Source organism: Mesorhizobium sp. CNPSo 4689 (assembly GCF_057784325.1).
The window spans coordinates 102,434-127,301 of record NZ_JBWLUZ010000011.1; the positions used below are offsets into that span (position 1 = coordinate 102,434).

General features: G+C 61.6%; 21 protein-coding genes. 16 read left to right on the forward strand and 5 right to left on the reverse strand.

Going from position 1 to position 24,868, the window contains the following annotated elements; all coding sequences use genetic code 11:
• Positions 1 to 53: 53 nt before the first annotated feature.
• On the reverse strand, positions 54 to 2,987 hold the full coding sequence (locus tag AC04SI_RS17285) for an Rne/Rng family ribonuclease (RefSeq protein ID WP_488474534.1): 2,934 nt from the start codon (positions 2,985 to 2,987) through the stop codon (positions 54 to 56).
• A gap of 650 nt (positions 2,988 to 3,637) precedes the next feature.
• Between AC04SI_RS17285 and AC04SI_RS17290 the strand changes: the two genes are divergently transcribed.
• From AC04SI_RS17290 to AC04SI_RS17320, 7 genes are all read left to right on the forward strand, one after another.
• Positions 3,638 to 4,897 carry an N-acetylmuramoyl-L-alanine amidase gene (locus AC04SI_RS17290; protein WP_404279284.1) on the forward strand — a complete coding sequence of 420 codons (1,260 nt, stop codon included), beginning with the start codon at positions 3,638 to 3,640 and terminating at the stop codon, positions 4,895 to 4,897.
• Between the two features lie 214 nt (positions 4,898 to 5,111).
• Complete coding sequence (locus AC04SI_RS17295; protein WP_192177524.1) at positions 5,112 to 7,568, forward strand: penicillin-binding protein 1A; 2,457 nt, start codon at positions 5,112 to 5,114, stop codon at positions 7,566 to 7,568.
• 182 nt (positions 7,569 to 7,750) lie between these two features.
• Positions 7,751 to 8,882, forward strand: a protein-coding gene (prfB, locus tag AC04SI_RS17300; protein ID WP_120015187.1) for a peptide chain release factor 2 whose coding sequence is annotated in 2 segments (ribosomal slippage) — positions 7,751 to 7,816 and positions 7,818 to 8,882 — 1,131 coding nt in all. Because the reading frame shifts where the segments join, the coding sequence is not laid out codon by codon here.
• 169 nt (positions 8,883 to 9,051) lie between these two features.
• Positions 9,052 to 9,453, forward strand: a complete 402-nt coding sequence (locus AC04SI_RS17305) for a GFA family protein (protein ID WP_404279287.1) — start codon at positions 9,052 to 9,054, stop codon at positions 9,451 to 9,453.
• Positions 9,454 to 9,769: 316 nt separating this feature from the next.
• On the forward strand, positions 9,770 to 10,147 hold the full coding sequence (locus AC04SI_RS17310; RefSeq protein WP_404279289.1) for a hypothetical protein: 378 nt from the start codon (positions 9,770 to 9,772) through the stop codon (positions 10,145 to 10,147).
• Positions 10,148 to 10,294: 147 nt separating this feature from the next.
• Complete coding sequence (locus AC04SI_RS17315) at positions 10,295 to 10,663, forward strand: GFA family protein (RefSeq protein ID WP_404279291.1); 369 nt, start codon at positions 10,295 to 10,297, stop codon at positions 10,661 to 10,663.
• Positions 10,664 to 10,824: 161 nt separating this feature from the next.
• A complete protein-coding gene (locus AC04SI_RS17320; protein WP_040582308.1) occupies positions 10,825 to 11,475 on the forward strand; it encodes a YiaD family glycine zipper/OmpA-like lipoprotein in 651 nt (216 codons plus the stop codon).
• 70 nt (positions 11,476 to 11,545) lie between these two features.
• Here AC04SI_RS17320 and AC04SI_RS17325 read toward each other — a convergent pair whose 3' ends face one another.
• Together AC04SI_RS17325 and AC04SI_RS17330 are read right to left on the reverse strand one after the other, a co-directional pair.
• Positions 11,546 to 13,120, reverse strand: a complete 1,575-nt coding sequence (locus AC04SI_RS17325) for a DEAD/DEAH box helicase (protein ID WP_404279293.1) — start codon at positions 13,118 to 13,120, stop codon at positions 11,546 to 11,548.
• Between the two features lie 191 nt (positions 13,121 to 13,311).
• Complete coding sequence (locus tag AC04SI_RS17330; protein WP_404279295.1) at positions 13,312 to 14,085, reverse strand: NAD kinase; 774 nt, start codon at positions 14,083 to 14,085, stop codon at positions 13,312 to 13,314.
• Positions 14,086 to 14,368: 283 nt separating this feature from the next.
• Here AC04SI_RS17330 and AC04SI_RS17335 point away from each other — a divergent pair, with 283 nt between their 5' ends.
• The 4 genes from AC04SI_RS17335 (at position 14,369) to AC04SI_RS17350 (ending at position 17,398) form a co-directional block, all read left to right on the forward strand.
• Positions 14,369 to 14,518: a hypothetical protein gene (locus AC04SI_RS17335; protein ID WP_244425881.1), complete on the forward strand. Its 150-nt coding sequence runs from the start codon at positions 14,369 to 14,371 to the stop codon at positions 14,516 to 14,518.
• A gap of 392 nt (positions 14,519 to 14,910) precedes the next feature.
• Positions 14,911 to 15,873: a class I SAM-dependent methyltransferase gene (locus tag AC04SI_RS17340; protein ID WP_488474535.1), complete on the forward strand. Its 963-nt coding sequence runs from the start codon at positions 14,911 to 14,913 to the stop codon at positions 15,871 to 15,873.
• 4 nt (positions 15,874 to 15,877) lie between these two features.
• Entirely contained in the window at positions 15,878 to 16,609 is a 732-nt protein-coding gene (locus tag AC04SI_RS17345) for an O-methyltransferase (protein ID WP_488474536.1), read from the forward strand.
• 42 nt (positions 16,610 to 16,651) lie between these two features.
• On the forward strand, positions 16,652 to 17,398 hold the full coding sequence (locus tag AC04SI_RS17350) for a hypothetical protein (RefSeq protein WP_488474537.1): 747 nt from the start codon (positions 16,652 to 16,654) through the stop codon (positions 17,396 to 17,398).
• 10 nt (positions 17,399 to 17,408) lie between these two features.
• Here the strand turns inward: AC04SI_RS17350 and AC04SI_RS17355 are convergent, their stop codons facing one another.
• On the reverse strand, positions 17,409 to 18,143 hold the full coding sequence (locus tag AC04SI_RS17355; protein ID WP_488474538.1) for a glycosyltransferase family 25 protein: 735 nt from the start codon (positions 18,141 to 18,143) through the stop codon (positions 17,409 to 17,411).
• Positions 18,144 to 18,212: 69 nt separating this feature from the next.
• Positions 18,213 to 19,151, reverse strand: a complete 939-nt coding sequence (locus AC04SI_RS17360) for a hypothetical protein (RefSeq protein WP_488474539.1) — start codon at positions 19,149 to 19,151, stop codon at positions 18,213 to 18,215.
• 285 nt (positions 19,152 to 19,436) lie between these two features.
• Here AC04SI_RS17360 and AC04SI_RS17365 point away from each other — a divergent pair, with 285 nt between their 5' ends.
• The 5 genes from AC04SI_RS17365 to AC04SI_RS17385 all read left to right on the forward strand — a co-directional run bounded on the left by AC04SI_RS17365 (position 19,437) and on the right by AC04SI_RS17385 (position 24,842).
• Positions 19,437 to 20,528, forward strand: a complete 1,092-nt coding sequence (locus AC04SI_RS17365) for an ABC transporter ATP-binding protein (RefSeq protein WP_488474540.1) — start codon at positions 19,437 to 19,439, stop codon at positions 20,526 to 20,528.
• 5 nt (positions 20,529 to 20,533) lie between these two features.
• Positions 20,534 to 21,454, forward strand: a complete 921-nt coding sequence (locus AC04SI_RS17370; RefSeq protein WP_488474541.1) for an ABC transporter permease — start codon at positions 20,534 to 20,536, stop codon at positions 21,452 to 21,454.
• On the forward strand, positions 21,447 to 22,247 hold the full coding sequence (locus tag AC04SI_RS17375; protein WP_404279308.1) for an ABC transporter permease: 801 nt from the start codon (positions 21,447 to 21,449) through the stop codon (positions 22,245 to 22,247). Before AC04SI_RS17370 ends, AC04SI_RS17375 begins: the two co-directional genes overlap by 8 nt.
• 41 nt (positions 22,248 to 22,288) lie before the next feature.
• Positions 22,289 to 23,323, forward strand: coding sequence for an ABC transporter substrate-binding protein (locus AC04SI_RS17380; protein ID WP_404279310.1), 1,035 nt, complete (start codon positions 22,289 to 22,291; stop codon positions 23,321 to 23,323).
• A gap of 91 nt (positions 23,324 to 23,414) precedes the next feature.
• Complete coding sequence (locus AC04SI_RS17385) at positions 23,415 to 24,842, forward strand: amidase (protein WP_404279312.1); 1,428 nt, start codon at positions 23,415 to 23,417, stop codon at positions 24,840 to 24,842.
• Positions 24,843 to 24,868: the final 26 nt, after the last annotated feature.

The following is a 24,868-nucleotide window of genomic DNA, read 5'->3' on the forward strand; positions in this document are numbered from 1 at the left end:
GACGGCGCGGGGTTTTCTTTGGCTCAGAAAATCAACCCAAACGGCTGAAAAGCTTAGAAAAAGCCTTTCCGCTGCCACCAGCCGGCACGCTTCGGCTTTTCCTCGGCCTTGGCCTCCTCGGGCACGCTCGACGAGACCACCGGTACGACCGGAGCATCGATTGCGACGGGCTTGCGGCGGGTCGGGCGTGCACTGGCAGGCGCTTCCTCCTCGGTAGCCGGGTTGGCGGCCGGTACAGGCGCAGGCGTCGCCGCCTCGGCCGGTGCAACATCCTCGGCGGGTTCCTCGGCTACCGTCTCTGCGGCAACTTCTGCTGCGGCCTTCTTGGACCTCGAGGCGCGCTTCTTCTTCGGCTTCTCGGCGCTCGGCACATCGTCATTGGCGGCAGAAGGAAGCTCTTCCGCCGATACCGCCGCTACAGTCTCGGCCACGGACTCATTGGCCGCGGCTTCGCTTGCCGGCGCATCGGCTTCGACGCCATCGGCGGTCTCGCCCGCCTCGGCTCCGTCCTCGCCGTCCTCGCGGCGATTGCGCTTGCCGCCACGCTTGCCGCGCCGGCGCTTCTTGCCCTGAGCGTCGTCCGAAGCGTCCACCGCGACAGCGCTGACCGGCGCTTCGCCGCCCTCGGAGGTGGTTTCATCCGTTGCGACAGCGGCGTCGGTATCCGCCGACGCCGCGACGATTGCACCTTCCGCGGGAGCGCCGTGCTCGCGGTCACCATGTTCGCGATCGCGATCCTTGCCACCGCGCCGCCTGCGGCGCTTGCGGCGCTTGCGATCGCGGCCTTCGCCGTCCTCGCCGGACCTCGGCTGTTGCTGCTGGGGATGGCGCGGCTGCTCCGCCTGGACTGGTGCCTCGTCCTCCTCCTCGACGACGATCTCGTCTTCGGGCTCTTCCGGCTCGACATAGGTCGGCAGGCTGCGCACTTCGACGAAGCCCTCCGGCTTTTCCGCCAGTGCGCCGCGGAAGATCGCATAGTGCTGCGCGCCGACCGCGTCGTCGGCCTCGATCGTGATGGTCAGGCCGAAGCGGCTTTCGAGTTCGACCAGCGTGCCACGCTTGTGGTTGAGCACGTAGAGCGCCGTCGCCGCCGGGGTCCGCACCGTGATGTGGCTGCGCGAATCCTTGAGCAGGAACTCCTCGATCGCCCGAACCACCATCAGCGCCACCGAGGAATCGGAGCGCACATGGCCGGTACCGCCGCAATGCGGGCAGGGCTTCATGGTCGATTCCAGCACGCTGGCGCGGATGCGCTGGCGCGACATTTCCATCAGGCCGAAATGCGAGATGCGGCCGACCTGGATGCGGGCGCGGTCGTTCTTGAGGTGATCCTTCAGCCGCTTCTCGACGGAGCGGTTGTTGCGGTTCTCCTCCATGTCGATGAAGTCGATGACGATCAGGCCGGCAAGGTCGCGCAGCCTGAGTTGGCGGGCGACTTCCTCGGCCGCTTCGAGGTTGGTGTGGAGAGCGGTGTCCTCGATCGAGTGCTCCTTGGTGGAGCGGCCCGAATTGACGTCGATGGCAACCAGCGCCTCGGTCTGGTTGATGATGATGTAGCCGCCGCTCTTCAGCGTCACCTGCGGCTGCAGCATGCGGTCGAGCTGCGCCTCGATGCCGTTGCGCACGAAGATCGGCGTCGTGTCGCGGAACGGCTGAACCACCTTGGCATGGCTCGGCATCAGCATGCGCATGAAGTCCTTGGCCTCGCGATAGCCTTCCTCGCCGGAGACCAGGATCTCGTCGATGTCCTTGTTGTAGAGGTCGCGCACCGAGCGCTTGATCAGGCTGCCTTCCTCATAGACCAGGGCGGGGGCCGTGGATTCCAGGGTGAGGTTGCGGACGTTTTCCCAAAGCCGCATGAGATATTCGTAGTCGCGCTTGATCTCGGCCTTGGTGCGGCTCTCGCCGGCCGTGCGAAGGATGACGCCCATGCCCTGCGGCACTTCGAGGTCGGCGACGACTTCCTTCAGGCGCTTGCGGTCCTGCGCGTTGGTGATCTTGCGCGAAATGCCGCCGCCGCGCGCCGTATTGGGCATCAGCACCGAATAGCGGCCGGCAAGCGACAGATAGGTGGTGAGAGCGGCGCCCTTGTTGCCGCGCTCCTCCTTGACGACCTGCACCAGCAGGATCTGGCGGCGCTTGATGACTTCCTGGATCTTGTACTGGCGGCGCACCGGCTTGCGGCGGTTGCGCACTTCTTCCAGCGCATCCTCGGCGCCGACCGATTCGACTTCGTGATCGTCCGGATGCGAGGACTGGACCTCTTCCAGCATGCCGCGATCATTGTCGCTGGGCGAGGCTTCGCCGCTTGCGTCGACGGAGGTCGATTCCGGGTGCGGTGCGGCCTCGGAAATCACATCGGCTTCGACGCTGGCGGCGATCGATGTGGGCCCGCTTCCGGAAGCTTCTTCGGACGGTTCCGCTTCGCCGTGATCGGCGGCTACGTCTTCGTGCCCGGCCGTTTCCGGCGAGGCGTCGGCATTTTCAGCTGTGAAATCGGCATCGGCGGTGGGCTCTTCGGCAATTGCATCGCCGCCTGTATCGCCATGTTCGCCGCTGTCGTCGGAATCGGCGGCACCGGCGTCGCGCTTGTGTTCGCCGCGCTCGCGGCCTTTGCCGCCGCGCCGGCGTCCGCGCCTGCCGCGATCGCGGCTCTGGCGGTCCTCGCCTTCATTGTCCTCGTCCTCTTCGTCCTGGGCTTCCTGCGCTTCGGCGCGAAGCAGGGCCTGACGATCGGCGACCGGGATCTGGTAGTAGTCGGGGTGTATTTCACTGAAGGCAAGGAAACCGTGACGGTTGCCGCCATATTCGACAAAGGCTGCCTGAAGGGAAGGTTCGACGCGCGTTACGCGGGCGAGATAGATGTTTCCTTTGAGCTGCTTCTTGTCCTGTGATTCAAAGTCGAATTCTTCAATACGGTTACCGCGAACGACGACAACGCGTGTTTCCTCCGGGTGGGAGGCGTCTATCAGCATCTTGTTGGGCATTATTTCGTTTCCCCCCGGCAGCCGTCAGCCGCAGCTTGCGAGGCAAGGCCTGCTGCTGCGTGTCTGGAGTGTGGGTGCCGGATAATTGAACGTCCGCCGGCCGCCGCTTGAGCGCCATGGCGGTGCCGCCCGCAGCCACAATGGCGCGGTTTGATGCGGACCTTTCCATGATTGCGCTTGAAGCCATCGTCACCAGCAGAACCTTTTGAACCAAAGCCCGGAAAGACCGGACCAGCTTGTTTGCTCATACAGAGCCGGCGCGGGACAAACCCGGCCGTTTTCCTCACGCAGGCGTTTCCCCGCCACGGGCGCGCACCTGCGAAATTCATCGCGATCACCTGAAGCCTTTTCGCTGGAAGCGAAAGGAGCCGCTTTTCATCTGACCTGTAGCAGGAAGCTGCGGAGGAAGCGGTTCCAGGATTGCAGTGATCCACCATCGCTTTTATGATTTGGCGGCATGGAAGGCAACCCCGATTTAGGATGCCGGCAAAAAGCGGTTCCGTTGGGGAAGCACAGGCTCCAATTCCTTGTCCGAAAAGGCTTGGTTAACCTTCTCTGGATACCAATCGTTAATCGAGTCCGCGGCCTAACCGGCACTTCGACGAAACGACCCGGCGCCTGGCGCCAAAACCGGGAGCGACTGGAAAGAAATGGGACTGGCAGGCAGGGCAAACAAGGGTCACGGCGCTGCGGGGCCTTTGCTGCATGCCGTCTGCGCCCTTTTGCTGATGGCGGCTTTCCTCGCTTTCTCCGCCGTTTCCCACGCCACTGAGGCGCCGCTCGGCGTCACCGGCTACAAGATGGCGGGCGATGCCACCAAGATGCGCATCGTCATGAATTTCGATCGCGAGCCCGACATCAAATGGTTCCTGCTGCGCGGCCCCAATCGCCTGGTCGTCGATTTGCCGCGCACCAGGTTCGCCATCAATGCCAGGGACGTGAAGGCCCGCGGCCTGGTCAAGGCCGTGCGTTACGGCGATCTCGGCCAGGGATCGCGGCTGATCCTCACCGGCAAGGGGCCGTTTTCGGTCGACAAGCTCGACGTGCTCAAGAACGATGACGGCAAGGGCTACCGAATCGCCATCGACATGTCGGCGGCCTCGGCGCGGGAGTTCGACGCCGCTTTAGCCAACCAGGCGCTGACCACCGGTTCGACGGTTTCGACCGACAAGGGTTCCAGGGTCGGCACTGGGCCGATCTCCAATCCGGGCCACCGCTTCACGGTCGTCATCGATCCCGGCCATGGCGGCATCGACGGCGGCGCCGAGGGGCTCCACGGCACCATCGAGAAGAACGTCACGCTCGCCTTCGCCACCGAATTGCGCGAAAGGCTCGCCGCGGTCGGCAGCTACGACGTGTTCATGACGCGCGACAAGGACGAATTTCTGCGGCTGGACGACCGGGTGCGCATCGCCCGCCAGCGCGAGGCCGACCTGCTGATCTCGATCCATGCCGATACGATCAGCGTCAAGGGCATTCGGGGTGCCACCGTCTATACAGTCTCCGACAAGGCGTCCGATCCCGAGGCGCAGGCGCTGGCCGATCGAGAAAACCTCTCCGACCAGTTCGCCGGCATGGAGATCAAGGACGACAACAAGGAAGTCACCGACATCCTGATCGACCTGATCCGTCGCGAGACGCACAACTTCTCGATGAGCTTTGCCCACACGCTGGTCGGTCAGCTCTCGACCAGCGTCGGCCTCATCAACAATCCGCAGCGTTCAGCTGGCTTCAAGGTGCTGAAGGCGCCCGACGTGCCTTCGGTGCTTGTCGAGCTCGGCTATCTGTCGAACGCCAAGGACGAGGCGCAATTGCTGGATGCCGATTGGCGCAGCAAGGCGGCGCAGAGCATTACCAACGCCGTCGCGCTGTTCGCTTCGGCCAAGATGGGGACGGGAGCTGGAGGCTGATATGACCGCTGCCGCCTGCAACCAGAGGCAGCGTTGCGCGACGACAACACCCGGCGCTATTATTTCCCGCACGGGAAGCCGAAGTCCCAGCGTTGCCGTATTTTGTCCACATGATGGCGACATGGGTTTTCCATTGCGGATTGGGACCGTCCCGGAAGCTTGCGCGGAAGGCGGCTTCGTTTAGGAAATTCCCGGACCACGGACTGGAGCGGGCATGATTCGTCTCATCGGCTATTTCTTTGGCATCGGCACGACGCTGGCCCTTCTGGTGGCCGCGGGCGTGGCGATCTATATCGGCCATCTGTCGAAGGACCTGCCCGACTACGAAGTGCTGGCCAAATACGAGCCGCCGGTGACGACGCGCATCCATGCGTCCGACGGATCGCTGATGGCCGAATATGCACGCGAACGGCGCCTCTATCTGCCGATCCAGGCGGTTCCGGATCGCGTCAAGGCGGCTTTCCTGTCGGCCGAGGACAAGAATTTCTACAACCATCCGGGTATCGACGTGACCGGACTTGGCCGCGCGATCATCGTCAATTTGCAGAATGCCGGCTCGGGCAGGCGCCAGGTCGGTGCCTCGACGATCACCCAGCAGGTGGCGAAGAACTTCCTGCTCACCTCGGACCAGACCTACGAGCGCAAGATCAAGGAGATGATCTTGGCCTTTCGCATCGAGCAGGCCTATTCGAAGGATCGCATTCTCGAGCTCTATCTCAACGAGATATTTTTCGGCTTCGGCGCCTATGGCGTTGCCGGTGCCGCGCTCACCTATTTCGACAAATCGGTGAATGAGTTGACCGTGGCGGAAGCGGCCTATCTGGCCTCGCTGCCGAAGGGCCCCAACAACTACCATCCCTTCAAGCACGCCGACCGTGCGCTAGAGCGCCGCAACTGGGTCATCGACCAGATGGTCGAGAACGGCTATGTGACGCGCGAAGAGGGCGACAAGGCCAAGGCCGAGCCGCTCGGTGTCACGCCGCGCCGCAACGGCACCTATCTGTTCGCCGGCGAATACTTTACCGAGGAAGTGCGCCGCCAGATCATTTCCCGCTACGGCGAGAATGCGCTCTACGAAGGCGGTCTGTCCGTCCGCACGACGCTCGATCCGAAGATCCAGCTAATCGCCCGCAAGGCGATGCAGAACGGGTTGCTGAAATACGACACGCTGCGCGGCTATCGCGGGCCGGTGAAGAATATCGACGTCTCCGGCGACTGGGGCGTGCCGCTCGGCAGCGTCAAGGGGCTGGAAGACGTGCCGGAATGGTCCTTGGCCGTCGTGCTCGACAGTTCCGAGACCGGCCTCACCATCGGCCTGCAACCGGCCCGCCAGGTTTCCGGCGACATCGTCAAGGAGCGCGTCGAAGGCACGGTCAGCAAGGAAGACATGGGCTTTGCCATGCGCCATGTGGTCGACGGCAAGACGGTCAAGGCCAAGTCGCCGGCCGATGTGCTCAAGCCCGGCGACGTCATCTACGTGCAGAAGAACGAAGGTTCCGACAGCGCCTACAGCCTGCGCCAGGTTCCGGAAGTGGAAGGTGGCCTGGTCGCCATGGATCCGCACACCGGCCGCGTGCTGGCCATGGTCGGTGGCTTCTCCTATGCGCAGTCGGAATTCAACCGCGCGACGCAGGCGATGCGCCAGCCGGGCTCCTCGTTCAAGCCGATCGTCTATTCGGCGGCGCTCGACAATGGCTACACGCCGGCCTCGGTGATCATGGACGGTCCGATCACCATCCAGAGTGGCAACACGACATGGACGCCGAAGAACTATGACGGCACCGCGGCCGGTCCGGCGACCTTGCGTTCCGGCATCGAAAAATCACGCAACCTGATGACGGTGCGGCTTGCCAACGACATGGGCATGAAGCTGGTCGTGGAATATGCCGAGCGCTTCGGTGTTTATGACCATCTGGCGGCGTATCTGCCGATGGCGCTGGGCTCCGGCGAGACGACGGTGATGCGCATGGTGTCGGCCTATTCGATCATGGCCAATGGCGGCAAGTCGATCAAACCCTCGCTCATTGACCGCATCCAGGACCGCTACGGCAAGACCGTGTTCAAGCAGGACGAGCGCGGCTGCGAAGGCTGCAACGCCAACGAATGGAAGAACCAGCCCGAGCCGGAACTGGTCGACAATGCCGAGCAGGTGCTCGATCCTATGACCGCCTATCAGATCACCTCGATGATGGAAGGCGTCGTGCAGCGCGGCACCGGCGCCACCATCGCAGAACTCGGCCGTCATATCGCCGGCAAGACCGGCACGACGAATGACGAGAAGGACGCCTGGTTCATCGGCTATACGCCGAACCTCGTTGTCGGCCTCTATATGGGCTACGACACGCCACGCGGGCTTGGCAAAGGCGCGACCGGTGGCGGTCTGGCGGCGCCGATCTTCAAGGACTTCATGCGCGTGGCGCTTGACGGCACGCCCAATGTCGACTTCCAGGTTCCGGAAGGCATGAAGCTGATCGCCATTAACCGCAAGACCGGCATGAAGGCAGGCGAAGGCGAGGCGGGCACCATCATCGAAGCCTTCAAGCCCGGCACCGGTCCGGCCGACAGTTATTGGGTGATCGGCATGGGTGCCGACGGTTCCAACGGCGCCGGCGGCGCGCTGTCGCCGCAAGCCACGCAGGCCATCCAGTCGGGCGGCGGCGGCCTTTACTGACGAATAGCAAGCAGAGCTTGGGGCCGGCCTCCTTTGGCTTGACCATGATCTTATCCGAAAACCGGTTTCCACTTTTCGGGATCATGTTTAGCCGGCCCATTTCGCTTTACAGGCGGCGGTGCCGTCCCTATGTATCGCGCCGACCAAGCGCCCATTTTCAGCGACAGGATCGAACAGCCAGCATGCGCGCGGAAACGCAGAATATTGTCGACGAGATCAGGCAGGCGATAACCCTGCTGAGGAGGCATCTTTGACTGGGACCAGGCCATAAAGCGGCTTGAGTACCTGAATGTGCGGGCAGAGGATTCCAGCCTCTGGAACGAGCCGCTGGAAGCGCAGAAGCTGATGCGGGAACGCCAGGGCCTCGAGGAGGGCATCGCTGCGGTCAAGGGCCTGACCCAGGCGCTGGAAGACAATATCGGGCTGATCGAGCTTGGCGAGGAAGAGGGCGACGAGGGCGTCATCGCCGAGGCCGAAGCGTCATTGCGCTCGATGCAAGGCGAGGCGAAGGCCCGCCAGGTCGAGACGCTGCTGTCGGGCGAGGCGGACGCCAACGACACCTATCTCGAAATCCATGCCGGCGCCGGCGGCACCGAGAGCCAGGACTGGGCCTCGATGCTTTTGCGCATGTACACGCGCTGGGCGGAACGGCGCCGCTTCAAGGTCGAAGTGCTGGAAGTGCACGACGGCGAAGAGGCCGGCATCAAGTCCGCCACGCTGCTGATCAAAGGCCACAACGCCTATGGCTGGATGAAGACGGAATCCGGCGTCCACCGCCTAGTGCGCATTTCGCCTTATGACAGCAATGCGCGCCGCCACACCTCCTTCGCCAGCGTCTGGGTCTATCCGGTCATCGACGACACGATCGAGATCGACGTTTCGGAATCCGATGTCCGCATCGACACCTATCGCTCGTCCGGCTCCGGTGGCCAGCACGTCAACACCACCGATTCCGCGGTCCGCATCACCCATATCGCTACCGGCATCGCGGTTGCCTGCCAGGCCGAGCGCTCGCAGCACAAGAACAAGGCCAAGGCCTGGGAGATGCTGCGCTCGCGCCTCTACGAGGAAGAGCTGAAGAAGCGCGAAGCGGTGGCGAACGCCACCGAGGCGTCGAAGAGCGACATCGGCTGGGGCCACCAGATTCGCTCCTATGTGCTGCAGCCCTACCAGCTGGTGAAGGATTTGCGCACCGGCGTCGAGAGCACCAGCCCGTCGAGCGTGCTCGACGGCGATCTCGACGATTTCATGGAGGCCTCGCTGTCGCAGCGCATCGAGGGCGGGGCCGGCGAAGCGGTGGCGGACCTCGACTAGGGTATGTTCATATTCAGGTGAGGCCGGCCTGCAAATGGCGGTTTCCTGCGCTTCCGGTGCTCACGGACCTGAATGTCCGCTCCGCTCCGGTTCTCGGAATCCCACCATTTTCGACTCGACCTGACCTGAATCTAAACACACCCTGAGCGCCTTAGAGAGGGAGGAGCCGGTGACTCGCACACTTGCCGGAAAATGCTTTTGCGGCGCCGTTCACTACGAGGTGGCGGATGAATTCGTCTATGCGGCGAACTGCCATTGCTCGAACTGCCGGCGCACCACAGGCTCGGCCTTCAAGCCTTTCGCCGGCATCGAGCGCGAGAAGTTCCGCCTGACTGCAGGCGGTGACAGGCTGCTGATCTTCGGCGAGGAGAGCGGCCACGATGCACATTGCGGGCAGTGCGGCTCGCTGCTCTATTCGGTGGTGCGCGAAGGCGCGTACGTCCATGTCGCCATGGGAACTCTGGTGGACGATCCGAGCATCCGCCCGACGGCCCACATCTTCGTCGATTCCAAGGCGAAATGGTTCACAGTCACCGACGACCTGCCGCAGTATAAGGAGCATGTGAACTGAGCTTCCGCCGGCGGGTAGGTGGAACCAGCGGCTGCGTATTTCGTTGAGCAATCCTTGGCCGCAGGCTGCGTTAACCGCTCGTTAACCAAGCCGGCGCACCATTTCGTATGGCAGATGTCGGCGCTGGGCTGCGGCACTGTGCGCTCAGCAATTCCTTGCGCCGACCAAGGAATCAGCCCAGCATTCGGGCTGAGAGACCAAAAGCATTTATGGCCGGACGCGGCATATCTGCGACCTGACGATCCGGCCACTGGGAAGACACGTTCTGGGAACGGGCAAGCGAAACGCTTGGGGCTCGTTTGAAAGGAACATTTCCATGTCTGCTGCCACAATTCGATCGGCCGCTGCCGTTCAACCGGCTGGCCGACTTCTGTGTTCCCTGTTCGCAACCGCCGCGATGGCAGTGCTGACGGCGCCTGCTTTCGCGCACGATGCCAAGCCCACCGCGACGCTGCCGCAGGGCTGGAGCTATCCGTTCGCCTGCTGTGCCAACTACGATTGCCGTACCACGCATACGGGCGAAGTGTTGGAAAGGCCCGAGGGCTACGTGATCGCCGGCACGGGTGAGATTGTTCCGATGAGCGACAAGCGCGTCAAGGACAGCCCTGACGGCGATTTCCACTGGTGTGCGCACCAGGCCGGGCTCGACGCAGGCAAGACGATCTGCCTGTTCGTGCCGCCACGCTCATACTAAGGCAGTCGCGCCCCGGGGTCGGCGCGAGGACTTCGAGATTTGGCTTGGGTGCGGCAGGTATGCAAGCCTGCCGACAGGCGGTTGTCAGGAGCGCTTCTTTATGTTGCCTTTTGCCGCGGGGGGCGGGCAACGGAGAGGAACTCGTTCATGACCATCAAGGGAAGCTGCCACTGCAAGGCGACGACATTCGAGGTTTCGCAAACGCCTGAGACCGTGACGCAATGCACATGCTCCTTCTGCTCGAAGCGTGGCTCGCTCTGGGCCTACTACGTTCCCTCGCAATTCAAGCTCACCAGCCCGCCTGAAAACGTTTCTTTCTACCGCTGGGGGTCAAAAACCATAAAGCACGGATTTTGCGCCACATGCGGTTGCGGCACCTTCACCGAAACGCCGGACTGGTCGAGCGGCGAGCCGGATTTCGACAATCCGAAGATCAGCGTGAATTCGCGCCTGTTCGACGAGTTCGACCTCGACAAGGTCGAGGTGGTCGTCATCGACGGCAGGAACCTCTGGTAAACGGTCTCGAACAGCTTGGCGCGGCGGCGTGCAATTGAACCTGGAAAAGCCTTGATCGGCACTTTCCCCGTTCCGTTTTTCGCCGTATTTCATGCTACAAGTCCCGGGGAAGGGCTTATATGCGCGGCTGCAACGGCTGCGGTTTGAAGAGGGACGATCTTATGAAAAAGACTGTGCTCGTCGTCGTGGCGACGGCTGTGCTCGTGAGCGCTTGCACCACAACCGATCCGTACACCGGGGAGCAGAAGGTCTCCAACACGGCAGCCGGCGCCGGCCTTGGCGCGCTGGCCGGTGCGGGAATCGGCCTGCTTGCCGGCGGCAACGACCGCCGCAACGCGCTGATCGGCGCCGGCATCGGTGCGCTTGCCGGCGGCGCCATCGGCGCCACCATGGACCAGAACGAGGCGGAACTGCGCCGCCAGCTCCAGGGCACCGGCGTCAGCGTCACGCGCACCGGCGACCAGATCATCCTAAACATGCCGTCCGACATCACCTTCAACGTTGATCAGGACGCGGTGAAGCCGGGCTTCTATCAGGTGCTGAATTCGGTGGCGCTGGTGCTGAACAAGTTCCGCCAGACCACGGTCGACGTGTTCGGCCACACCGATTCGACCGGCGGCGACGAACACAATTTCGATCTGTCGCAGCGCCGCGCGCTGGCGGTCGCCAACTATCTGTCCGGCCAGGGCGTCGATTCGCGCCGCTTCGCCGTCACCGGCTTCGGCAAGACCCGCCCGATCGCGTCCAACGCGACATCGGCCGGCCGTGCCCAGAACCGGCGCGTCGAGATCCAGCTCTCGCCGCTCACCTGAGCCATATAACGCTGTACATGAAAACGGCCCCGCAAGGGGCCGTTTTTGTTTGTGGATCGAACCTGGACGATCAGACCTTGGCGACGATCCGCATGAAGGCGGGCATGTCGTCGCCGAAGCCGACGGTGGCGTCATTGTCTTCCTGGCGGTGGCGGGCAGGGCGGTTGTCGCGCTGCGGCCTCGAATCGCCACGCTCCGGCGTACGCTGCTCGTTGCGGTCGGCCTTGCGCTCGGTGTTTTCCGAACGGATCGCTTCCTTGCGCGCCCGGCGCTCGCCGATGTCGGCAACCGTGGCCTCGGCCGCGACTGGCTGTTCATCGTGCGCCGCTTCCGGTGGCGCTGCTTCGCTGGGCTTGGCGTGACGTTCGCGCGGCCTGCGCTCGCCCTTTTCCTTGCGGTCGTCGTCCTTGCGGCCGGCGCGGCGCGGGGCGCCACGGCCACGGCGCGGTGCTTCGTCCTCGCCCTCGCTGGCGACGACCGTCGACAGGTCGCCGTCATGCCACTCGATCTTGTTGCCGATCAGGCGCTCGATGGCGTCGATGTATTTGGTGTCCGACTTGGTGGCGATGGTGAAGGATTTGCCCGAGCGCCCGGCGCGGCCGGTGCGGCCGATACGGTGGACATAGTCCTCGGCATGGATCGGCACGTCGTAGTTGAAGACATGGCTGACATCGGGGATGTCGAGGCCGCGCGCGGCGACGTCCGAAGCGACGAGGTAGCGCAGCTTGCCGTCACGGAAATTGGCCAGCATCTGCATGCGCGCGCGCTGGTCCATATCGCCATGCAGGGCGCCGGCGTCGAAATCATACTTCAGCAGCGAGCGGAACAGTTCCGACACCTCGACCTTGCGGTTGCAGAAGATGATGGCGTTCTTCAACTCGGCATCTTCGGCCTTCATCAAATTGCGCAGCGTCTCGCGCTTGTCCCAGGGCTTTGAGCCTGACTTGACCAGGCGCTGGATGATGCTGGTGGCGGTGGAGGCGGCCTTGGAAACCTCGACGCGCACCGGTGCGTGCAGGAATTTTTCGGTGAGCTTGGTGATCTCGGGCGGCATCGTCGCCGAGAAGAACAGCGTCTGCCGAGTGAACGGGATCATCTCGCAGATGCGCTCGATGTCGGGGATGAAGCCCATGTCGAGCATGCGGTCGGCCTCGTCGATGACGAGGATCTCGACGCCGTTGAGCAAGAGCTTGCCGCGCTCGCGGTGGTCGAGCAGGCGTCCGGGCGTCGCGATCAGCACGTCGGCGCCGCGCTCCAGCTTCTTGTCCTGCTCGTCGAAGGAGACGCCGCCGATCAAGAGCGCGATGTTGAGCTTATGGTTCTTGCCGTATCTGATGAAATTCTCCTCCACCTGCGCGGCGAGTTCGCGCGTTGGTTCGAGGATCAGCGTGCGCGGCATGCGGGCGCGGGCGCGGCCTTTTTCAAGCCGGGTCAGCATCGGCAACACGAAGGATGCCGTCTTGCCGGTGCCGGTCTGGGCGATGCCCAAAATATCCTTGCCGAGCAAGGCGTGCGGAATGGCGCCGGCCTGGATCGGAGTCGGCAGCGTGTAGCCGGCATCGGTGACTGCGGAAAGGACCTTCGGCGACAGGCCGAGGTCCGAAAAAGTCAACGCTTCTTGAGCGGTCTGTGTGTCTGAGGACAAGTCTTGATGTCTTTGGCTGGTTCGGGGAAGCGCAACGGCATCCGTCGCGGCAAGCGCTGCGCGCCTGCAAGATCGGTAATGCGATTAGGCGCAAGCCCGCGATTTGTCAACAGAAACGGGCCGGAATGCTACGATTGTGAAGACGTAACCTTAATCGCGATGCTTAATCGAGGTCCGGTCGTTGCGCCGGCTCAATAGCGGAATTGTTCCGCCAGGATGCGTTCGTTCCACGAATGATTGGGATCGAACAGCAATGTTGCTGTCGCCGTCGGCGATTCCCGCACCGTGACCGAGGCCACCGCCTTCACCTCGGTATGGTCGGCGGCGGCGTTCACCGGCCGCTTTTCCGGCTCCAGAATGTCGAAGCGAACCGTCGCCTTGTTGGAGAGCAGCGCACCACGCCAGCGGCGCGGGCGGAACGGGCTGACCGGGGTCAGCGCCAGCAGCGGCGCATCGAGCGGCAGGATCGGTCCGTGCGCGGACAGATTGTAGGCGGTCGAGCCGGCGGGCGTGGCGATCATGACGCCGTCGCAGTTCAATTCCTCCAGCCGAATTTGCTCGTCGACGGTGATGCGGATCTTGGCCGTCTGGTAGGACTGCCGCCACAGCGCGACCTCGTTGATGGCGAGAGCCGAAACCGTTTCGCCCGCATGCGTGAGCGCCAGCATCTCCAGCGGACGGATGGTCTCGGCGACGGCCGCCGCGATGCGCTCGACGAGGCCGCCGGCGCGGTATTCGTTCATCAGGAAGCCGATGGTGCCACGGTTCATGCCGTAGACCTTCTTCCCCGTGCTCATCGTGTCGCGCAGGGTCTGCAGCAGGAAGCCGTCGCCGCCAAGTGCAACGACGATCTCGGCGTCTTCGACCGAAGTCTGGCCATAGCGCGCCGACAGGTTTTCCAGCGCCGCCTTGGCGTCGGCCGTGTCGGAGGAAACGAAGGCGAGACGGCTGGCGGCTTTGCTCATGGTTCCCCGATGAAGACCGATTGGCGACGACCGATTGGCGGCGACCGGTCTGCCGGGCCGCGCCTGCGCCGGGGTAGCATGGGCCACCCGCATCTGCAAAGGGAGGCCGGGCCTCGATGCGGCACCGTGGACATGACCGCTCGCGCTTCGTGTCGCGGAACAAGGGAATGTGATGGTTAAGACGGAACTTAAGCTCTCGTAAAGCCGGATCGATCATGTTAGCCGGCAGTGGATGGGCGGCGTGGGGCCAGCAGTCGAGATCTGTCTATTGCCGGTTACCCGAATGATCATCGTCTTCCTGATGCTGGGAAGCTTTGCGCTCGTCTTTTCCGAACTGGTGCGCCAGTCCGAAGAAATGAGCATCCGGCCTCAGCCCACCGCCTCGCGCTGCGGCGATGCCGCCGGCATGCCCTGTCCGCAAAAGGCGCTGTAGGTTCGCAAATCCGGTGATCATTGACGCCGGATAGGCGAAGGAAGCGAAAGGGCAGCCTCGAGTTGTCCGTCGTTCTCACCCAGCCCTGAAGTTTTTTGCTGCGCCGCTTCTGACTACGGCGGAATTCACTGACTAGCCCTTTTAAGAAAGAACGTGGCGCGGTCGATCTGCCGGCTGCTGAGTTCGCCCTGGCGTTGCCGCACCTCCGATCGTCATTTTCGTGCAGTCCTCTGGCCAGCTGCCGTTTGGCCGAGGCTGCCGGAGCCAAGTGGGCTATAGAACGCAAACACGTGGGTTGTGGAACGCAAAAAGGTCGTTAAGACCAGTCCGCGAGCGATCGGGTATCATTTCAGCGAGCGTCTTCCACGGCGGCAACAGAGGATCTCAATTCGATGCGGCGTAGATCTGAGCCCAAGGCCGAGAAACTTGACGATATCCAACCCCGCTCCCTCGAACCTGTCGTGGTGCAAGAGAGATACATAACCCCCCTCTTTTCGCTGCCTCGAAAGCTGCCGGTTACGGCATGGCAAGGTCATATTCCCTTCCTGTTCGTACTATTCAGAAATTTGAAGCCCTCCAGCTACGTTGACCTTGGTGTCCACTATGGTGCCAGCCTGATTGCTGCCGCGACGGCTACGCAAGCTTATGATCTGAAAACAGAACTATGGGGAGTGGACACCTGGGAGGGTGACGCGCATGCCGGTGGTTATGAAGGCGACCAAATATACGCCGATCTTCTGGCATTCGTAGACGGATGTTTCGACGGCGTCCATTTGCTCCGGTCGACGTTCGACCAGGCGAGAGAGAAGTTTACCGCGAACCCAGTGGATATGCTTCATATTGACGGACTGCATACATATGAGGGGGTCAAACACGACTACGAAAACTGGCTGCCGGTCATGAGCGATAGGGGGGTTATCCTGCTTCATGACACGGCTGGACGCGATCGAGGCTTTGGCGTCTGGCGTCTCTGGGAGGAATTGAAACCAAGATTTCCATCGTTGGAATTTACCCATTCGCACGGCCTGGGTGTGCTCTTTGTAGGGGCCAACAGCCTGACTGATCCCTACCTCAAACAGCTTGTCGAGGACCGGTCCTTGTTCGATGTCTACCGGTCGACAGTTACTCAGGTGGCAGATTTGTTGCCAGTTCGCGTTGCCTTCCAGGATTCGGAACTTGAGCTCAGGTCAAATCCGTCGGCCGAAGGAGATACGAGGAGGCAACTGACTGGCGCCCAGGAGGCGGTACAGCGTTATAAGGACCAATTGACGACGGTAAGGAGGCATCATGATCGCCTGACGCGCCGGAAATCTATCAAGCCTTTGAAATATTTGAAGAAACTTATGGGGGGATAGTTGCATGGCTAATGACGGATTTTTACAGCGGTACTATCTAAGCAACGGCGACAAGGTTCTCCATAAGTGGTTTCATTACTTCGACATTTACGAACGTCATTTCGAGCGCTTCAGAGGCGCGTCGCCAAAGGTTCTTGAGATTGGTGTTTCCGGTGGTGGCTCGCTTCAGATGTGGAAAGCGTATTTTGGCGAAGGCGCACGCATTGTCGGCATTGATATCGACCCCGAGTGCAAGAAACACGAGGCAGACGGCATAGACATCTTCATCGGCAGCCAGGATGACCCGGCACTGATCGATCAGGTTGTCGCCAAATACACTGATTTCGACATTGTGATCGATGACGGCAGTCATATCATGCGCCACGTCATGAAGAGCTTCGAACTCCTCTACGGCAAGGTAAAGCCCCATGGCGTCTATCTGGTAGAGGATCTCCACACCGCCTATGAGGGCGAGTATGAGGGAGGTCTAAAGCGCGCCGGAACATTCATCGAGTTCGTCAAAGACAAGATCGACGAGCTGAATGCGACATACACTGGTGGTGGGGTACCGGTCAGCGACTTTACCCGATCCACCGACTGTATCGCAATTTATGACAGCGTCATTGTTTTCGAGAAGAAACCGCAGGGCCGTCGGCAGGCTGCCATCACATCCTCAATGGCACTCGTGCAACCGGTCAGGGTGAAATCGCTCCGGAAGGTTCTTCAAAGCTTTCGCGGTCACCGTTCAGCCAAATGATTGACACCCGCACACCACTTAGGGCGGCGAGTAGGAAGCGCTGTGACAGCCGATTTTGAGACGAAATGCTACGAGAATGACTGGGAGATCGTTCTCAAACCGGCCTATCTTCGCGCTGTGGTGGATCGCTGCGTTTATCCATTTTCAAAACGGCGCGTGATCATCAACAACGTCTCTGCCCGCGCGCCTGTCGAGGCCGCAGCCAAAGCAGTTGTCAAAGCCGGCGCCCTGGATGAGTATCTGTTCGCAGAAGACCATGCGGCTGCAGCATTGGCGTTCTTCGACATTGATAAGGCGTCATTCGGTCGGGGCTACGTCTATTCGATCTGCGAATTGGTTGGGCTGTATGCCAGCAAGGCAGACTATCTGCTTCACTTCGCCAGCGACTCCTATCCAAAGCGCCGATACAATTGGATCGAACCGGCCATCGACCTCATGCAGTCACGTGACGATCTCGTTACGGCCAACCTTTGTTGGAACGATCGATACAAAGAGGCCAAAGCCGAGAGCTTCGATGCGGCCGGCGACTTCCTGATCGGATTTGGCTTTTCCGATCAATGCTATCTGGCGAAGCTCTCTGTATTCAGGGCCCCGATCTATGGCGAGCGCCACCCTGCCTCTGAACGATACCCAGATTATGCCGATGAGCTATTCGAAAAGCGCGTCGACGCCTACATGCGCAATCACGGCGCCAAACGGTTGACCCATCGGAGCCAGAGTTACATCCATCGGAACATTCCAAAAGCTGGGCTAAAGAGGGTCTGGCGAGGGATGCGACCACTCGCGTGAATTCAGGCGCTTAGCCGCGCGCGTTGTGACCGAAGAAGCGCCGGCTGGCTTTCTTCCAACTCCAGCTGATCCGTTTCAGCCACAAGTGACGAGCCGAGCCCGCGACTGAGCTTTGGAATGCGCCGTTCTGGCTTCCCTGTTCAACGATCGGCCGCTCGAACCAGAGCATTTCTATGCCCAGCTTCTCATCGATATGTTCAATCTGATGGTCGATCGGCTTTGACAGTCTGTGCTCGGCCAACCAATCGAGCCTGGCTTTGGCGACCGGGCGCGTGATCAGGTATGAATCGGCGCAGCGCGCATGGAGCCCCGGATAGAGTTTCTGGCCCTTCCGCAGCTTCCATCGAGGCACATAATAGTTGCTGCCGCTGCCGAGATAGACGACAGCCTTCCGCTCCGGACTGCCGAACTCGGCAATGCACTCGCCCAGTTTGCCGACGAAGTCGGCGTCAAGGAACACATCGTCCTCGAACACCAGGCAAAACGGCTTGTCCGTTTCGAGAAACTCCCGCCATATGCCGACCTGCTTCAGGGCAAGCGAGACTTCGGACGGCCGCAATTTGTCCGATCCAACAAAGGATGCCCTGGTCTCGTCCGTGATATCTGCGATGTCCCAATCGAGAAAGAAATGGACCGGCACGCCGCGCCGGCCAAACTCCTTCAGGATATGGCGCTCCCGGTCCTCGTAGCCTTGTTTGACGTGGCATACGCGGACAAGGACCTTGTCGGATGGGAACTCTTGCATTTTGCGTCTGTAATGTTGCAGGTCTCGAAAATCCAGAGGCGCCGTTCATCCGCGGCAGTCGATACCGGATCAGGAATCGCTGGCAATCCGGTTCTGAGCGCCGCCGAGGTAGGTTTCCCAGACATAGTCGCGCAACAGTTCGCGATGCTGCGCGGTGCGGTGATGGCGGGTTTTTTTGTCGGCGTAGGAGGAGCCTCCGACATGAAAGAAAGCGGCGTCAAACATCTGATGATGCTCACTGCGTTCGCCAGCCAGCACGACAGCAGCGGGTTCTTCGACCGCGGCTGAAATGTCTGCTTCCGCCAGGCGCGAATAGAGCGGCAGCCAGTTGCCGCCGCCGGTGTCCAGCCCAAGTTCCATGCGCGGCCCGAAATCCAGATCCAGTCCCTCGACGGCCGCGAAGCGGAAGAAGCAGAAGCCTCCCCAAAGATGCCATTTGGGATCGTCTACAGTTGGCTTGTAACGAAAGTTCTCGTTGGCAGGCAGCTTGAGACCATAAACGACCTTTCCTTCCATCCGCGCGGGAATATCGAAGGGTGCGACCGGGAAGCAATCGTGATCGATGTATCCAAAGAATTCCGGCCGAAGGTGCCTGACGATGTTGTCAAACACCCAGGTCAGAGCCGTCCCATGCGAGCGCGACCAATGGCGCTCACGACGGTTGGGCAAGCCGAGGTAAGGTACGCCTCTTGCCGAGCAGATGCGTTCAATCGATTTTCTCGCCGCATCGCTGGACGAATTGTCGACGACCACGAGCGACAATCCCGGCGAATGGATCTGCCATGCCCTGGTCAAGGCATCGATGACCCAAGGCGTGTTGAAGGCGATGGTAAAGCAAACCCTGGACAATCCGGATTTTTGCAAATGGCGCGAGAATTCCCGCCCACGGCTCGCTGCCTTGGCCTGGTATATTCGATAGGATAATTTGTCGCGAATGGATTTCGCCTTGCCGACGAAGCTGCTTGCATTGATCGCATCGACGGTTCTCTTCAGAATTTTTCGTGCCATCGCCTGTTCTCATTTCCGAAGCGGCCGCGACAGGGCTTTGACCGGCCGAGATCCAGACATAGCGTCTAGCACCAAAGCCCGGCCTCACAAGCGCCTTTCGGGGAAGCGTGCTTACAAGGCGCGCCAATGGTTGCTCGCCCACTGATCCGCATCGTCAACGGTCGCCTGACAGACTCTCGCTCAAAAAGATATTGACTGTATGTTTAGTCATAGTTATCCCTGATGGCGAGAATTGAGTTGGTCAGCTGGGTCGCCGGTGAATGGCCACCAAAAAAGGGGAACATCTTGACAGCCATCCGGCCCGCCGTTGAGGCGAAGGGCGTCAGCAGGATTTTTCAGGGAGCCGGCCAGGACGCGGTCAAAGCGCTCGACAACGTCTCGGTCTCGATCCGCGAGAATGAATTCTTCACCTTGCTTGGCCCGTCCGGCTGCGGAAAGACCACGCTTCTGCGGCTGATCGCCGGCTTCGACTATCCGACCGATGGCGAGATCCTGCTGCATGGCCGGGACATCGCGCCGCTGCCGCCATTCAAGCGGCCGGTCAACACCGTGTTCCAGTCCTACGCTTTGTTCTCGCACATGACGGTCGCCGAGAACATCGGCTTCGGCCTCAAGATGCTCAGCAAGCCGAAGGCCGAGATCGCTGCCCGTGTCGATGCGATGCTCAAGCTCGTCCACATGCAGGAGCAGAGGAATCGCCGCACCAGCCAGATCTCAGGTGGCCAGCAGCAGCGCGTGGCGCTGGCGCGGGCACTCGCACCGCAGCCCAAAGTGCTGCTGCTCGACGAGCCGCTCTCGGCGCTCGACTACAAGCTGCGCAAGGAAATGCAGATCGAGCTGAAGCGGCTGCAGCACGAGACCGGCATCACCTTCATCTTCGTCACCCATGACCAGGAAGAAGCGCTGACAATGTCTGACCGCATCGCCGTGATGTCGTCGGGCAACATCCTGCAGGTCGGCACGCCATGGGATGTCTACGACCGCCCGGCCGAGCGTTTCGTCGCCGACTTCATCGGCGAGACGAATTTTTTGACCGGCACGATCGAGAGTGCAGGGAACGGCCATGCGCGGATCGTCTTGAGTTCGGGCGCGAGGATCTGCGCAACCGCTGCCAAAGACTTTCAGCCGGGCAGCACGGCGACGCTGATGGTGCGGCCCGAGCATGCCAGGCTGGTCAAGAGCACCGGCGATCTGGCCGGCACGATCGAGACCGTCGTCTATTTCGGCACCGACACGCATATCCATGTCCGGCTGGACGGCGGCGAGGCTTTCATCGTGCGTCAGCAGAATTCGCGCTGCGCCAGTTGCGGCTTTGAAGCCGGCGACAAGGTCGGCATTTCGATCGGCGATGAAGCCGCGCAGCTGTTGAAGGATTAGGGCCGATGGCGAGCGCGAAAGAGATCGCCAACAAGGCCGAGCGCGACGATATCCGATCGCGCTGGCTGCTTTCAGCCCCGGCGCTGCTGATCGTCTTCCTCGCGGCGCTTGGGCCGCTGCTGACCGCGGTCGTCTATTCCTTCCTCACGCCCGGCAATTACGGCGATGTGAAGTGGCAGTTCTCGACCGACGCCTGGGTAAGCGTGCTGCTCGAGCGTGACGTTTTCGACGACACGTTGTCGCTTGCCAGCGCGCATTTGTCGATCTTCTGGCGCTCGGTGTCGCTATCGGCGATGACCACGATCCTGACCCTGATCTTCGGCTTTCCGACAGCCTATTTCATCGCGACGCGGCCCGAACACCGCCGCGATATCTGGCTGTTCCTGATCACCATCCCGTTCTGGACGAACCTTCTGATCCGCACCTTCGCCATGCAGGAGGTGCTGCGCAATGACGGCATCGTCAATTGGGTGCTGCAAGCGCTTGGCATCACCGATCACCCCGTCCAGCTCATGTACACCAACTTCGCCGTACTCGCCGGCATGGTCTATGTGTTCCTGCCGCTGATGGTGCTGCCGCTCTATGCCAGCATGGAGAAGATCGACTTCCGCCTGGTCGAGGCGGGCTACGACCTCTATGCGACGCGACTGCAGGTGCTGCGGCGCATTATCATCCCGCTGGTCACGCCGGGCATCGTCGCCGGCTCGATCCTCGTCTTCATTCCTTCGCTCGGCGCCTATGTAACGCCGCGTGTCTTGGGCGGCGGCACCAATCTGATGATCGGCAATCTGATCGAGCTGCAATTCGGCCAGGGGCGGAACTGGCCGCTCGGCGCGGCGCTGTCGATCGCGCTGATGGCGATCGTGATGGTCGCGCTGCTGTTCTACGTCCGCAACACAACCAGATCGGATGGCAGTCATGGCTGACCGCTTCGACGTCCGGCGGCAGACAGGCTTCGCCTCCATGGCGATGATGTGTTTCTTCCTACTCTATCTGCCGATCGCCACGCTGGTGGTCTACGCCTTCAACGACAACGAGTCGCTCGCGATCTGGAAGGGCTTTTCGCTGCGCTGGTTCCATGCCGCCTGGAACAATTCGCTGGTGATCGAATCCTCGATCCGCTCGTTCCAGATCGCCGCTGTCGCCGCAATTCTGGCGACGATCTCGGCAACGATGGCGGCGCTGGCGACGACCCGGACCAAGCCATACCGGGGACTGACGTTCAAATACGCCTTCATCAACCAGCCGCTGATGGTGCCGGAGATCGTCACCGCGGTGGCGCTGCTGATCGTGTTCTCACGCATCAAGATCTGGACCGGCTATTCGGGCCTCGGCTACCTGATCTTGGCCCACACCGCCCTCTGCGTGCCGTTCGCCTATCTGCCGATCCGGGCGCGGCTCGAAAGCATGGATCTGTCGCTCGAGACGGCGGCCGCCGATCTCTATGCGACGAAATGGAAGACCTTCCGGCACGTGACCTTGCCGCTGCTTTGGCCGGGCATTCTGGCAGGGCTGATGCTCGCCTTCGTCGTCTCGCTGGACGACGTGGTCATCACCGAGTTCGTCAAATCGGGCGGCCAGGACACGCTGCCGACCTTCATGCTCGGCCAGATCCGCCGCGGCGTTACACCCGAGATCAACGCGATCTCGACGGCCTTCCTGGCGCTGTCGATCGGCATCGTCACGGCTTTCTTTTTCGTTAGCAGGAAACGGACCTGAGGCCCGCATTGCCGCCGGTCCCAACAATGGGAGCAAGAAGCATGAACTGGAAACTGACCGCGACGGCCGTCGGGCTGTCGCTGCTGACTGTCACCAGCGCGGCCCGCGCCGACGGCGAGCTCAACATCTACAATTGGGGCAACTACACCAGCCCCGACCTGATCAAGAAATTCGAGGCGACCTACAAGGTCAAGGTCACCGTCACCGATTTCGATTCCAACGACACAGCACTTGCCAAGATCCGCCAGGGCGGCGCCGGCTTCGACATTGTCGTGCCTTCTGCCAGCGTCGTTCCGATCTGGATCAGCGAAGGGCTGTTGCTGGAGACCGATCCCAAAACAATGGAGAATTTCAAGAACGTCGATCCGAAGTGGGTCGACGTCCCGTTCGACCCGGGCCGCAAATACACCGTGCCGTGGCAGTGGGGTACAACCGGCATGTCGGTGAACAAATCCGTCTATTCCGGCGACGTGAACACGTCCGCCATCTTCCTCGATCCGCCGGCCGAGCTGGTCGGCAAGATCAACGTCGTGCCCGAAATGGGCGACATCATGTACCTCGCCATTTCCTATGAAGGAGGCGAGTACTGCACCGACGACAAGCAGGTGCTGAAGAAGGTGCGCGACAAACTGGTCGAGGCGAAGGCGAAATGGCTCTCGTTCGACTACGGCGCGGTCGACGGGCTGGGCAAGGGCGACATCGCGGCCGGCGTCAACTGGAACGGCATTTCGCTGCGCCAGCGGCTACAGAACGACAAGATCGTCTACGGCTATCCGAAGGAAGGCTATCCAATCTGGATGGACAATGTCGCGGTCCTCAAGGACGCCAAGAATGTCGAGAACGCAAAACTGTTCCAGAACTTCATCATGGATCCTGAGAACGCCGCCTTGATTTCGGCCTTCGCCCGCTACGCCAACGGCATCAAGGGGTCGGAAGCCTTTATGCCGGCCGACATGAAGGGCGCGCCGGAGGTGGATGTTCCGGCGGAATTCGCCGCCAAGGGCAAGTTCATGCCGACCTGCTCGCCGGATGTGCAGGCGCTCTACACGAAAATCTGGACCGATCTGCAGAAATAGCTGACCCCAGTTTCCCCGCGCCGCGACACGCGGCGCGGCCATTTCTCGACCATCAAGCCCAAAGGCGATCCGAGGATCGCAGGAGACTTCCATGACCGATCTCGACCTTTGCTACATGCCGGCCAGCGAGGCGCTGCGGCAGTTCAAAGCGAAGACGCTTTCGCCCGTCGAACTGATGCAGGCGACCATCGAACGCGCCGAGGCGACCAAGGCGGCGATCAACTGTTTTACCTTCACGCATTTCGACGAGGCCATGGATCTGGCTAGAAAAGCCGAGGCCAAATACGCCAGGGGCGCCAGGACCGGCGCGCTCGAAGGCCTGCCCATCGGCATCAAGGATGAAAGCTACATCAAGGGCAGGCCGACATCGCATGGCTCGCTGCTGACGAAAGACGCCGTCGGCGAGCATACATCAACGATGAACGAGCGCGTCATCAAGGCAGGCGGCATCGTGCATGCCCGCACGGCGACGCCCGAGTTCAGCTGCGCCGGCGTTACCTGGTCGAGACGATGGGGCGTCACGCGCAATCCGTGGAATCCGGATTTCACGCCGGGCGGTTCGTCCGGCGGGGCAGCGGCGACGCTGGCCGCGGGCACATCCTCGATCGCCACCGGTTCGGACATTGCCGGATCGATCCGCATTCCGGCGTCGGCCTGCGGTCTCGTCGGCTTCAAGCCGCCCTATGGGCGCAATCCGGACGAGCCGCCGTTCAATCTTGATTTCTACTGCCATACCGGACCGCTGGCGCGGAACGTCAAAGATGCGATCCTGCTGCAGAACGTCATGGCGGGGCCAAGCCCGCTCGACATCGCGACGCTGCGCCCGAAGCTGCGGCTGCCGCTCGACTACAAGCCGATCAAGGGCTGGAAGATCGGTTTCTCGATGGACCTCGGTTCTTTCGAGGTGGATGCCGATGTGCACAGGAACACGCTTGCCGCATGCGATGTGTTCCGGTCGCTCGGCGCCACGGTCGAAGAAGTCGACCTGGGCTGGGGTGACGAGGTGCTCAAGGCCGGCATTGCCTATCTCGAGCATCTCTTCGGCGCCTCGCTGTCGCAGCTGCTTAAAGAGCACGGCGAAGACATGACCAGCTATGCGCGGAAGTTTGCCGAGGATGGGCGCAAGTCGAAGGCGACGGACTATGTTGGAACCCTGGAGGTCGCGGCCAGGATGTACCAGACATTGGGCCCGCTGCTGGAAAAGTACGATGTGCTGATCTGCCCGACAAACGCTCTTGCCGCGGTGCCAGCGGAGTTCGACCACACCAGGGACAGCGTCGAGATCAACGGCAAGCCGGTGAACCCGTCGCTTGGCTGGGTGATGACGACGCCGTTCAACATGATGAGCCGTTGTCCGGTGCTCTCCATGCCATCGGGCAGGGCGGCGAATGGCGTGCCGACGGGCATCCAGATTGTCGGCCGCACCTATTGCGACGCCGATGTGTTCCGGGCGGCTCTCGCCTATGAAACGGCGCAGGGACAATGGTATGAGAGTGCCGGGACACGCCCGTCGCTTTGACATCTGACGCGGGCCGCAAGGTCGAA